Genomic DNA, 12,671 nt, shown 5'->3' with positions numbered 1-12,671 from the left:
ATTTGATTTATCGTGGTTAAAAATATTCAACTGTTGACGCAAAGTTAACAATTGAATTCTCACAGTTAGACAAAAGAGGAAGAGGAATAATGAATAGACGTGAAGTATTGAAAGGCGCAGCGCTGGGTGCAGTGGCTACCGCAGGTGCAACAGTGGCAGCACCATCAATCGCAAAAGAACGTATTGAAGTTAATATGGTATCCACATGGCCTCGTGATTTCCCGGGTCTGGGTACAGGCGCACAGCGTTTCGCAGCTCGTGTTGACGCAATGAGTGACGGCCGAATCAAAATTAATTACTTTGCAGCAGGCGAGCGTGTTAAAGCGTTTGACTCATTTACTGAAGTGGCTTCAGGTAATGCACAGATTTATCACGGTGCAGAGTACTACTGGAAAGGAAAGCATCCTGGTTTCGCATATTTCACTGCAGTTCCATTTGGTTTAACGTACACAGAAATGAACGCATGGATTCGTTTCGGTGGCGGTCAAGAGCTGTGGGACAAACTAGCGGGTGAGTACGGCCTAAAAGGTCTGATGTGTGGTAACACCGGTGTTCAGATGGGTGGTTGGTATCGTAAAGAGATCAACACAGTTGATGACTTGAAAGGTTTGAAAATGCGTATGCCTGGTTTAGGTGGTGACGTACTTTCTAAGCTTGGTGGTTCTCCTGTATCACTTCCTGGTGGCCAGATTTATGAAAACCTTGTTTCTGGTGCTATCGACGCAACAGAGTGGGTAGGCCCTTGGAACGACGAAATCATGAAGTTCTACGAAGCGGCTAAGTTCTACTACTATCCTGGAATGCATGAGCCAGGCTCAATGCTTTCAATCGGTATGAATAAGAAGTGGTGGGATGGTTTGAAGAAGTCAGATCAACTTATCATTGAAGCAGCATCGTCGATGGAAAATGACGTGATGATGTCCGAGTATAACTACAAGAATGGTGCAGCACTTAAGTCATTGCTTACTAACCACGGCGTTAAGCTACGTGGTTTCAGTGACGAGATTTATGATAGCTTCGGTGAAGCATCTGAAGAAGTGTTCGAAGACGTGCAAGAGCATAGTCCTCTTGCAAAAGAGATCCATCAGAGCTTTGTTAATGCACGATCTGAGATTGGTGCATGGGCTAAGATCTCTGATCAGGCTTACGTTCAACAACGTAACCGTGTGTTAGGTCTTTAATTAGTACTGCATAAGTTAGAATCAAACGGGGCCTGTTGGCTCCGTTTGACGTATTACACTCTAAAACTCCCTGAAGGTAACCGATGACGATAAACACCGTCCCCATGTCGCACCGTTTTTGGCGCTCGGCATCAGCCATGATGGTTGCTACCGTGCTATTGTTTTTGATTAGTCGATACTTGATGTTTTGGTTAGGTGTTCCCGGTGTGGACGACTTGACTGAACATTTGAGCGATACTGAAGGTACGCTCAGTACCGGAAAGCTACTTCAAACAGGGGCTTTTTTAGCAGTTAGTTTTATTATCTTCTTCCTCATTATCCGATGGGTTAAGAAAACACCCCAAATTTCTTTAATGGATGACTCAACCCGCTATGCTGCATGGGCAGCTTATGTCGTTAGGGCAGCGTTTTGGTCGATCTTTTTAATTGGTATTGCCGACAGTGTTATTTCATTCTTACGAATAGAAGACTTCTTAACGCCGCTTGTTGGAGAGGCGTTGTCTCAAAACTTGGATAAAGCCAGTTGGCGTGGCACGTTTGTGCATTATCCATTGATTGCTATTTCTTTAGTCATTGCGAAAGTCAGCCGTTCTCTGGGCTTCACTTGGTTAGCCTTGCTGGTCGTGATTTCAGAGTTCTGCATTGTGTTATCTCGTTTTATATTTTCGTATGAGCAAGCCTTCATGGGCGACTTAGTACGCTTCTGGTATGCCGGTTTATTCTTATTTGCTAGTGCTTATACCTTGGTCGAAGGCGGTCATGTTCGTGTGGATGTTGTGTACGCATCGATGAGTCATCGTGCCAAAGCTTGGATCAATACCTTCGGTTCTATTTTATTAGGCCTACCTGTCTGTTGGATCATCTTGACGATGGGAATGGATACCAAACAAAGTAGTCTTATTGGCCCAATCATTAGTTTTGAAATGTCACAAAGTGGATACGGTATGTATGTTAAGTACTTGATGGCGGGATTTTTATTAGTCTTCGCAGTGTCAATGGCATTTCAGTTTGTCAGCTATATTCTCAGTAATATAGCCATTTTGGTACATGCGAAAGATGCGCAAATAGCAGGGGAGGAATCGTAATGGAATTTCTATTCTTAGGTATCCTCTTTGGCTTAATGGCCTTTGCCTTGATTTCAGGTTATCCCGTTGCATTTGCTTTGCCCGGTTCTGCAATCATTACAATTGCGCTAGCTGCGGCGTGTGGTTATTTTATTGAAGGCGATATAAACGTTTACTTCGCTCAAGATGGTCCAAAGCAATGGTTGAGTGCGGGAGTGACCAACTTCCGAAGTCTGTATTGGAATGTTGAGCGTGACACGCTAATCGCAATCCCATTGTTTATCTTCATGGGTATCATGCTACAGCGTTCTAAAATTGCTGAAGACTTATTGGTTGCGATGGCGCAGCTATTCGGACCTATTCCGGGTGGTCTTGGTATCTCAGTTGTATTTGTAGGTGCGCTGCTGGCTGCTACGACGGGTATTGTTGGTGCGACAGTTATCGCGATGGGGTTGATCTCCCTCCCAGCGATGTTGCGAAACAATTACTCCAAATCATTAGCGACCGGGACTATTTGTGCCTCTGGTACCTTAGGGCAAATCATCCCCCCCTCCATTGTATTAATCATACTGGCTGATCAGCTTTCTAGTGCTGCTGACCAAGCAAACACAATGCGTAAAGAGCTTTACCGTGAAGTAACGGGTGAGTTCAGCATGCCATCGCAGTTTGACGTAGTCTCCGCGAGTGCTGGTGATATGTTCATGGGCGCACTGGTGCCTGGAGCTGTATTAGTTGGTTTGTACATGCTCTATATTCTTGTGGTTGCATGGATCAAGCCGAGCATGGCACCACCCGTTCCTTATGATGGCGAGTATGATGCTAAGTTTCTACGTAATGTTTTAATGGCACTAGTTCCACCATTAACATTGATCTTCGTTGTACTGGGTTCGATTTTGACGGGTATCGCTACGGTTAATCAGGCGGGGTCAATCGGTGCAGTGGGTGCCATGATTATGGCTGGTTATCGTTTGCACTCAGGCGGTAAATCTACTTATATTCCAGCGATCATTGCCGTTATTGCATTAGCTGTTATCAGCTACATGAAAATTAACTACGACCTCAATGTTAAAAGTATTGATGATCAAGAAGCGCAAGACGCGATTTATATTGCGGGTTGGGCGGTCGCTGCACTGTTGTTTTCAGCAGCGTGGAGTGCGTGGCGTGTTTACAAAGTTACTAACACACTCGATGAAGTAATGATCGAAACCGCTAAAACGACCTCGATGGTATTTATCATCCTGATCGGTGCGGCTATGTTGACCTCGGCTTTCCGTGCGTTCGGTGGTGAGGAGCTAGTTAAGGATTACTTACTCGGTTTACCGGGTGGATTCTGGACGCAGTTCCTTGTGGTTATGTTGGTTATTTTCTTACTGGGTTTCTTCTTAGACTTCATCGAGATTGCGGTAGTTGTTGTACCGATTGTTGCGCCAATATTATTATCTAACCCTGAAGCGAATATCACGGCTGTTTGGTTGGGTGTCATGGTTGGATTGAACATTCAAACATCGTTCTTAACCCCGCCCTTTGGATTTGCGCTGTTCTACTTGCGAGGCGTCGCGGACAAGGTCATTAAGACCATTGATATCTACAAAGGTGCTTCAGCATTTATCTGTTTGCAGCTGCTTGGTTTAGCGATTGCTGGTTTCTATCCAGTGCTGGTTAACTACTTACCTAACCGTGCCTATTTGCTGTCAGAAAATGCGCCACCACCAATGAATCCTAAATTGCAGTCATGCTTAACGGATTATGTGATCGAAGAGTACGCGTCAAAAGAAGCGAGTGTGCGTAGTGCGATTGCAACAGCAAAAGCGTTAAATGTGTCTTACTTACCGGATAACTTGCAGCGTAGTTTTGGCGAGAGCATGGGTGAAGCTGAAACAAGTTTTGCGTTAATGGCTAAAACAGCAGATGCACGTGAGGCACTTAATGCTTACATTCCTGAGTATGAGCCTCAGCATCGCAGTGTTCGCCAAGTTGAAACTGACATTAAGCGTTTGACTAGACACATTGAAGAGTCAGAAGAAGAGATTAAGAGTCTGCAGTATGAATCAGGTGATACTACTTCAGAAAAAGCTGAGTTAGAAGTTGCGATAGAGGGCTATAACGCTGAGAAAGAAGTCTTAAGCAAATCTATTCCTGATACTTGGGCTGATGCTCGAAAGCGATTCACTGATCTAAACAAGGGTTTAACTAAAGCACAGCGTGAGTACTACACAGTAACTGATGGTGCTTATGAAGTGACTCAAAACTTGAGTCTTGTTATCGCAGCGACACCTTTGCTTAAAGATTACCAAGCTGAGCTAGATGGTTTAAAAACGACCATTGAAAGTACCACTAAAGACGAAGCGATGGATCTGATTAAAGCCTCTGAAAAACGCTTAGGTGACATCAAAGGCGCGAGCAGTATTAAGTCAGCGCTATCTAAAGCACGTCGTGAGATTAAGAAAGATGATGGTGAAGAAGGTCGTGGTAAAGCGATGGGCTTCTATGATAAAGCGCAAACTGCTTATAGTAGTGAGATGGCGTGGCGTAGTAAGGCAGAGCAGGAGCTACAGCCTGGTTTAGCGAGCTATCATGAGTCTATCGCGACAACGATTGGTTTGCGCTCACAAGAGCGTTTGACGGACTCACAGGCTAAGCAAGTTGCTTTCTGCCAGTCATCTCATAGAGATGTGTCGTTGAACTTCTAATAGATGAGTTTTGTGATATGAAGATATGAGAATGGCGATTTTAATCGCCATTCTTTATTGCTGGATTTTAGATAGATATCAGTTTTTCTAACGCGCGACCTGCCGCTAGTAAGTCGGCATCGCTACCACCAACACTTACCAGCATCGCGCTTAATGTAACGCCCTCGTATTCAAATGGTATGGCCAGACTGCAAGCATCACCAATATTCGCCAATGATGTGTTTCTTAGCGCCATTAGATTTTGCTGAGTAAATACCGCATCATCCTTCAAGCTAGTAGCTGTAGGTGGCAAGATAGCGACTGTTGGCAATAATAATACGCGTTCCGATAAGCCTTGATTCATCGCCTCAACAAACGTTGTGCGAAGGTTTAGTGTCTGTCTGTATTGCACCGATGACAATTCATCTGCTCGTCCCATACGACTGTGGACTCTAGGGTCAAATAGTTCTGCTTGTTCCTGAAACTGCTTTTCAAAATGTGCGCGACATTCAACGGAAGTCAGCTGCCATGGGGCAATTTGTGCGTAGTTTCTTAAAAACCCTAGTGGCTCATCAACAATCGTCTTACCAGCATTGGTTAAGCGAGCTAGTAAGTCTTCAAAGCCGTTACTAATGATAGGGTCTAAACCGTCGAAGCCAAAGTTTCGTGATACATGAAATGTGAGTGGGGTAGATGATGTTTGTTTTAGTAATTCATCATCAGAGATGCCAGCCATGACTTGCCAAGCTTGAGTACACGCCGACACACTCTGTGCCATTGGCCCAACACAATCCAATGTGTCGGAAAGTGGCACACTACCTTTGCGTGAGATAGTAGGTTGGCTCGGTTTAAAACCCGTAATTCCACAAAAAGCTGCAGGGATACGTAAAGAGCCACCAGTGTCACTACCGATCGCAATATCGACTAAGCCTGTAGCAACAGATACTGCACCACCGCTGGTTGAGCCTCCGGGTACATGACCTGGGAATAATGGGTTATCTGCTGTTCCATAATGAGGGTTAACACCTAAGCCAGAGTAGGCGAGTTCAGACATATTGGTATGACCTAGCAATAGTGCACCAGACGTTCGAAGCCTTGAAATTGCTAGGGCGTCTTGTGTCGCTGCCTCTGACTCGGCTAAAAAACGAGTCCCCGCATGGGTGACTTCGCCTTCTACATCGAACAGTGCTTTTACACTGACCAAGGCGCCACTTAAGTCAGTCGTTTGCTTTTCTTCTAAGTCAGCTAGATCTTGGCGTACTCGCGATTCAAAGGTGATTGAAAAAATACTTTCTGTGTCAGGTTTGTTTTCTGCTAGTCGATCTAAACTAGTATTTAAGCGTTGAGCAGCAGTTTTTGGTGACCAATTATTGTTGGTATTCATGTATCAAGTATTCCTTCAATTATCCGATAACAATTATGCTACAACGGGCAACGTTGTCGTTGTGTATTCAGCAGTAATTGTTTTGTCTGTAATAGGGTCATGCAGCGCCATTTTAAATTGAGCCGCTGGACGTACCCCGTCAATAGCTGGGAGAGTGCCGCATAACATCGCGCCACCTTCTGCTAATCCACTACCAGATAATAATTCGGTTAATGGAAGAATCATAGCCAAAGTCCCTTTTTGGTACTGCTTCCACTCATCATCTTCAAAAATCCAAGAGGCTAGTTCGATTTGATCAAGGTGATCACTAACCGCATCAAACTCCCATAAGGTATCAGCGACAGGTTTAGGGCAGACTTGTTTAGAGTGAGCGACCGAGTGAGTTTCTAAAGCACGGTCAGTTTGATCAGATGCTAAGCCCAACCATGTTTTGCCATTGAGACGAATTAATAGTGGTTCAGCTTCGCCTGAGGTATCAGAGCCTAACATGTCAATTTCAGCATCTTGTGTCAGTAGTTGTGTGCTGCAACGATAATATAATGGCACGCTAGTGGGTGGTGCGATTCCAATGTCCGCCAGTTCTTGAATGTGATGATCAACCGCTTCACGGCTACGACCTGTCCAACCTGCAACGGTTAGTTGCTGTGCGACAAACTCAATATCACCAGTCGATGTTTTGAAGATCATAAGTAATCCTTTAATTATTAATATATTACAGTGTAGAAGGTAAGTAGAGAGCTAGTTGTGGTACGACGATTAACATGCCAACCATCAGTAGCATTATTAGTGCATAAGGAATGCAACCAACCATCACATCAGAAAATTTACCGGACTTTCTAGCGGACTGAACCACGTATAGGTTCAAACCTACTGGGGGGGTGATCAATGCCATTTCAACCAGAATGATCATCAAAATACCGAACCAAATTTTGTCATAACCCAAGTCCACAATGATCGGTACGATGATTGGAATGGTCGCGACCATCAGCGACAAGGTTTCGATAAAGAAGCCCAGCACAATATAGATCAAGATAATGACAAACAGGGTCGCCAATGGCGTCATGTCTAGTCCACGAAGCAAAGTTTGCAACGCTCGACTGACACCAGCGGCTGTTAGCACATAGTTCAACACGTAGGCACCAACGACCACTAACATGACCATAGATGTGGTACGAATAGCACCGCGTAGTGACTGTAACAATAACTCCATATTCAGCGCGCGTTGCTGAGCGGCAATCACAAGGGCCATTGCAACACCGACGGCTGCAGCTTCAGTTGGTGTTGCCCAACCGGCATAGATAGTCCCGACAATCACACCAAATAAACCCAGTATGGGTAGTAAGTCACCCAAGCTACTTAGTTTTTCACTGATGCTGTATAGCTGACGTGGGCCACCGAGTGACGGTTTGATCATGCATAAAATAACGGTAGCTAACATAAAGCCTAGCGCCATTAAAATACCGGGTAATAGACCCGCTAAAAATAGCTGTGGAATGGAGCTTTCTGTTAAAAATCCATAGACGATCAGGTTGATCGATGGGGGAATTAAAATCCCAAGCGTACCACCGGCAGCGATAGCGCCAGAGAATAAACGCGGATCGTAATTAAGCTTTTCAGCTTGCGGCATAGCGACGGTGGCTACGGTAGCTGCTGTTGCCACTGAGGATCCAGACGTTGCTGAAAATAACGTTGCCGTGGCGATGTTAGCGTGGATCAAACCACCCGGCAGCCATGACACCCATTTATTGAGTGCCGCATAGGTACGAGTTGCCACCCCGCAGCGCACTAAAATTTCTCCTAACAGGACAAAAAACGGAATTGCAATGAGTGTTGCACTATTAGAAGAAGACCAAACGACTTGTCCCAAACCGCGCATCAACGGGAACGGACTATAAAAAGTATCAATTCCAAAGGCTAGTAAGAACAAAACGATGCCGACAGGAATGGATAGCGCTAAAAAGAATAGCAGTCCAAAGGTTGTAAACTTAATCATAACTCGTCACCCATGCCTGCAATTTCATTTACATCGTCATAACGACGTTGGTACAACAGCAATAAAGAAGCCGCTGCGATCAATATTGCTGAGACAGCAAACCAAACCCAGCCAGACCACCAAAGCACTTGGGGAATCCATAATGGAGTTTCTAATGCAGTATTCGCTTTAGCGCCTGTTGCCAGTGTTTTTGATAACACCGGCCAACCACGCCAAGCCACGGTAATGGCAGTACCTGCCAGTGCCAAAATTGCGACACAGTCCATTAATGCCTTACCTACTGGTAGGCACTTGGTACGAAGTAAATCGATTCGGACATGAGCGCGTTCGGTTAATGCGTAAGCCACGCCCCAGCTAGTCGTAATTGCCATGACATAACCGGATATTTCATCTGTACCGCCTAGCGGCATACCTAACTGGCGTACTACAATTTCGACGAGGATTAAAGTCACACAAGCCAATAGCGATAAACCTGCCATTAGTGCGACACCGTCATTTATTCGCTTGAGAAGATCTATAACCCTCATCATTGTTCGTACTCCTTATTTAGGGATTTCAACACCAACGACTTTACCAACGCTGTCATTCCAACGTTGAGCCCAATCGCCACCTGCACGTTTTGCCCAGTCTGGAAGTACGTCTTTGATCAGCACGTCACGTGCCATTTTAGTATCGGCGTCAGTGGCTTTTACCCAAACCATCTTGTGCGATTCTCCACCTTTGCACTCACCTTCGCCAGTTAAGCAAGCGATGTCGTTTTGTAGTGCACCTTGCGCTGATTCCCAAGCGGGCGCTTCAAGCTCGGTGGTGACGGCTGTTTGTAACTTCTCTTGTGCAGTCGCTGATAAAGACTTCCATTTATCCATGTTCACGGCAGTTACAACAGGATCCCAACCACCTAGTGGGATCGGTAATAAGTGAGTACTCACTTCCCACCATCCAGCACTGTAGCCTGAGCCTGCGCCAGTGACAGCACAGTCAACAACACCACGCTGTAGTGCGCCTGAAACTTCACCAAAGCTCACATTGACACTTTCAGCACCCAAAGCATCTAGTAACTTAGCCGTCATACGGCCCGAAGCTCGGATTTTCTTGCCTTTAAGGTCATTCAAAGACTTTATCTCTGCGTTACAGAAGACAACTTGTGGAGGGTATGGCGCAATACCTAATACTTTAGCGTTGAAGACTTTTTCATATATTTCATCAACCATCGGGCGGGCGGCCTCGACCATCTTTTTAGCGGTATCCGCATCCATTGCTAATAACGGTACATCTAAAGATTCCAGCGCTACACTGTCTGATACGGCATAGTCTGCCACCGTCATTCCAACATCAAATACGCCATCACCTAGCATACGAAAGACATCACCACCGCCGATACCCATTTGGTCATGAGTAGTTAGTGTTGCGGTAATTTCTCCATCGGTTGCTTTAGAAACCTTATCTGTCCAGAACGGTGCTTCGTATTGTTTGTGCAGGGGTAAACCGCTCCAACTTCCAACAACGGAAAGCTCTTCAGCTCCGCTTGCTGCGACAGCGTTTAACAAAAGTGCAGATGCACCGATAGTCGTTAATACTTTTTTCATGTCGGACTCCTGTTAGTGGGTGACTTAACCTTAATATAAATATTGGTATTTAGACAAGTCGCTATTTTAGAGTCAAAGTGATAACTTAAGCTGATCACTTGTTTGGGCTTTTTATATATGGGATATCGATGACTCTGGAGCAAATACTGACGTTTTTACAGGTTGCCCGACTAGGTGGAGTAAGGCGGGCAGCTCAGCAAATGCATATTTCGCAGCCTGCAATTTCTGCTCGAATCTCAAGTCTTGAAAGTGACCTAGCGGTAAAGCTATTTACCCGAGGTCCTAAAGGCGTGAGCCTTACCAAGCAGGGGATTATTTTTCGGGGTCATGCAGAGAAAATCGCGGTCGCTTTGGAAGACATCAAAACAGAAGTCGTTCCTGCTGAAAGTAAATCATCACTGCTACGAATTGGTGTTGCAGAAACGGTTGCTCAGACCTGGCTGCCTGCTTTTCTACAGCAACTCAGCCTTAAGTATCCAAAAATTAATATTGAGATCAGTGTTGATTTATCTGTCAACTTACGTGAAGGCTTGCTAGAGCGCGCTTATGACTTGGTTGTACTCATGGGGCCCGTTTCCGAGTACAGCGTTGATAATATTTTGATGCCAACGTTTAAGCTCGCTTGGTATAAACCAATTGATATGATTAGCCCTGACCTCAGTAATATACCCGTCATTTCATATCACCGTACCTCTCGACCTTATCGGGTACTTAATCAGGAATTACATGCGCGTTATGGCAGTAAAGCAAAAATCTTTCCCACAAATTCTCTGTCAGCGGGGTTTGATATGATTGCTACGGGGATTGGTGTGGGTTTGATGCCTGAAATCTTAGGTGAACGATTAGTTAAAGAAGGAAGAATTGCCAATTTTGATGCTGGGTGGTTGTTGACAGACTTAGATTTTACAGCGTCCTATATTGCAGACTCCAAAGGTACTTTGCCTGAGCAAGCGGCAAAGATTGCTCAGCAAGCTGCGAACCTTTTTTTTGAGACTGATGAAGGTTTTTTATAACAACGTAACTAGGGTGTGAAATATTATACTTCAAAAAGTTATGGTAAATTGTTATGTGAACTAAAGAACATTTTACTGTGTCATACATCGGAATAGATAACTGCCTCGTATATAGAGCAGTACTAAATATAAAGGGTCTTACCAAATGATGAATATAAAAAGTTTTTTATATAGTGCGTTAGGCACTGTAATGATTGCAGGGGTTTTACCAGCACAAGCTGCTACACAATCAATGATTGTAGCCGGAGGGTGCTTTTGGTGTGTTGAGTCTGACTTTGAGAAAGTTGATGGTGTAACCGATGTGGTATCTGGTTATATCGGCGGGACGAAAGAAAGTGCAACGTACAAAGATGTATCTCGAAAAAAGACCGATCATTACGAAGCGGTAAAGATTACGTTTGATGACGAAAAAGTGTCGCTGGAAACATTGTCAGCATACTTCTGGAAAACGATTGATCCAACCGATTCAATGGGACAGTTTTGTGACAAAGGCAGCCCATATTTAACGGGTATGTTTTACCAAGATGAAGCGCAGCAGGCAGTTTTTCAAGCGTCTTTAGATGCAGTCAATGAAACAAAGCCATTCGCTGCACCTATTGTGACGAAGCTAATTGCAGCTACGCCTTTCTATGTTGCAGAAGGCTATCATCAGGATTATTACAAAAAGAATCCTATTCGTTACAACTACTATCGTAAAAGTTGCGGCCGTGAAGCGCGAATCGATCAACTTTGGGGTGAAATAGCGAGTAAAAACATCGCTAAGAAGTAATCAGCCAGCCAATTTTAGGCTATCGCCTAATGCGGCAAAGTGAGTAACAAGATTATGGCCAGCGCTTTGTGAGTGATAAAGCGCTTGGTCTGACTCACTCAAGATACGAGTATGCAAGTCACACACTGTCTCTGCGGTATAAGTATTATGGTCTATGGTCGCAGCACCAATACTAATAGTGACACTCTCTGATTCCCAAAACAGTCCTCTAGCTGCTTTGCATAATCCTTCAGCGCATTTTTCAGCACCTTCACTATCGGTATTCGGTAGGATAATTCCAAACTTTTCACCACCAAAGCGCGCAACAAAATCACTGGTTCTACATTGTTCTTTTAGTATTGTTGTGATGAGCTTAACGATGCCGTCAGAAGCGGTATGACCTAATTCTTTTTGGTGCTCTTTAAATCCATCAATATCTAACATCAAAAGTGAGATAGGGTGCTCCATACGGCGAGCTAGTCTCAATCTGTCTTCTAAATGACGATGGAAAGAGCGTCTATTATAAAGACCTGTTAACTTATCTTTAGTTGATTGCTGCTCTAGTTTTTGGTTAAGTGCATCTATCGCTGTATCTTTATCTCTAATCGTTTTCTTTAGTTTTAGTATTCGTTTTGCATTGAGCAGTCTTAGTTCTAGGACGTCGACATGAAACGGTTTTGCAAAAATAAAATCATCAGCGCCAGCATCTATAGCGTCTTGTAAGCCATGAGTTCCTTTGCGGTTAGTTATTATTACCACGTAAGTCTGTGAAGAAAACGGAGCAGAGCGGATTTTTTTGCACAATCCTAGTCCGTCAAGTCGAGGTAGCAACCAATCACTGACAACTACGTCGAATGGTACTTTTGCATCACATAACTTAATCCATGCACTGACACCATCTTCGACAACCACTACTTCGTGGCCTTTTTCTTCGAGTGATGTCTTTGCATTTAAAAGAGTTTCAAGTGTATTACTTACTAAAAGTGTCTTCATGGGCTTATTTTTATTAGAGTAAAGTATGATTAAAGGTGGC

General features: G+C 44.4%; 11 protein-coding genes. 5 read left to right on the top strand and 6 right to left on the bottom strand.

All coding sequences use genetic code 11. From position 1 onward, the window contains the following. Nucleotides 1–89: 89 nt before the first annotated feature. The 3 genes from DKT75_RS11315 to DKT75_RS11305 all read left to right on the top strand — a co-directional run bounded on the left by DKT75_RS11315 (nt 90) and on the right by DKT75_RS11305 (nt 4,935). Nucleotides 90–1,181 (top strand): TRAP transporter substrate-binding protein, encoded by a 1,092-nt coding sequence (locus DKT75_RS11315; protein WP_109823540.1) that lies wholly within the window; start codon nt 90–92, stop codon nt 1,179–1,181. An 83-nt stretch (nt 1,182–1,264) separates the two neighbouring features. Then, on the top strand, nt 1,265–2,266 hold the full coding sequence (locus tag DKT75_RS11310; RefSeq protein WP_211665383.1) for a TRAP transporter small permease subunit: 1,002 nt from the start codon (nt 1,265–1,267) through the stop codon (nt 2,264–2,266). Then, a complete protein-coding gene (locus DKT75_RS11305) occupies nt 2,266–4,935 on the top strand; it encodes a TRAP transporter large permease subunit (protein ID WP_109823539.1) in 2,670 nt (889 codons plus the stop codon). The genes DKT75_RS11310 and DKT75_RS11305 overlap by 1 nt, the downstream gene beginning before the upstream one ends. Nucleotides 4,936–5,002: 67 nt before the next feature. Here DKT75_RS11305 and DKT75_RS11300 read toward each other — a convergent pair whose 3' ends face one another. From DKT75_RS11300 to DKT75_RS11280, 5 genes are read right to left on the bottom strand one after another with little or no spacing between them, the layout of a single operon-like run. Next, nucleotides 5,003–6,298, bottom strand: a complete 1,296-nt coding sequence (locus DKT75_RS11300) for an amidase family protein (RefSeq protein ID WP_109823538.1) — start codon at nt 6,296–6,298, stop codon at nt 5,003–5,005. A 33-nt stretch (nt 6,299–6,331) separates the two neighbouring features. Beyond that, entirely contained in the window at nt 6,332–6,985 is a 654-nt protein-coding gene (locus DKT75_RS11295; RefSeq protein WP_109823537.1) for a DUF2848 domain-containing protein, read from the bottom strand. Nucleotides 6,986–7,010: 25 nt separating this feature from the next. After that, a complete protein-coding gene (locus DKT75_RS11290) occupies nt 7,011–8,291 on the bottom strand; it encodes a TRAP transporter large permease (protein WP_109823536.1) in 1,281 nt (426 codons plus the stop codon). Continuing rightward, nucleotides 8,288–8,821: a TRAP transporter small permease subunit gene (locus DKT75_RS11285; RefSeq protein WP_109823535.1), complete on the bottom strand. Its 534-nt coding sequence runs from the start codon at nt 8,819–8,821 to the stop codon at nt 8,288–8,290. The genes DKT75_RS11290 and DKT75_RS11285 overlap by 4 nt, the downstream gene beginning before the upstream one ends. A gap of 12 nt (nt 8,822–8,833) precedes the next feature. After that, entirely contained in the window at nt 8,834–9,877 is a 1,044-nt protein-coding gene (locus tag DKT75_RS11280) for a TRAP transporter substrate-binding protein (protein WP_109823534.1), read from the bottom strand. A 128-nt stretch (nt 9,878–10,005) separates the two neighbouring features. Here DKT75_RS11280 and DKT75_RS11275 point away from each other — a divergent pair, with 128 nt between their 5' ends. Together DKT75_RS11275 and msrA are read left to right on the top strand one after the other, a co-directional pair. After that, nucleotides 10,006–10,890, top strand: a complete 885-nt coding sequence (locus DKT75_RS11275; protein ID WP_109823533.1) for a LysR family transcriptional regulator — start codon at nt 10,006–10,008, stop codon at nt 10,888–10,890. A gap of 145 nt (nt 10,891–11,035) precedes the next feature. After that, nucleotides 11,036–11,659: a peptide-methionine (S)-S-oxide reductase MsrA gene (gene msrA, locus DKT75_RS11270; RefSeq protein WP_245923188.1), complete on the top strand. Its 624-nt coding sequence runs from the start codon at nt 11,036–11,038 to the stop codon at nt 11,657–11,659. Here the strand turns inward: msrA and DKT75_RS11265 are convergent, their stop codons facing one another. Then, a complete protein-coding gene (locus DKT75_RS11265) occupies nt 11,660–12,631 on the bottom strand; it encodes a GGDEF domain-containing response regulator (protein ID WP_109823532.1) in 972 nt (323 codons plus the stop codon). It lies immediately after the preceding gene. Nucleotides 12,632–12,671: the final 40 nt, after the last annotated feature.

The sequence above is a fragment of the Leucothrix arctica genome (assembly GCF_003172895.1).
Lineage (GTDB): Bacteria > Pseudomonadota > Gammaproteobacteria > Thiotrichales > Thiotrichaceae > Leucothrix > Leucothrix arctica.
The sequence above is the reverse complement of the archived record's forward strand: the minus strand, read 5'-3'. Positions and strand labels throughout refer to the sequence as shown.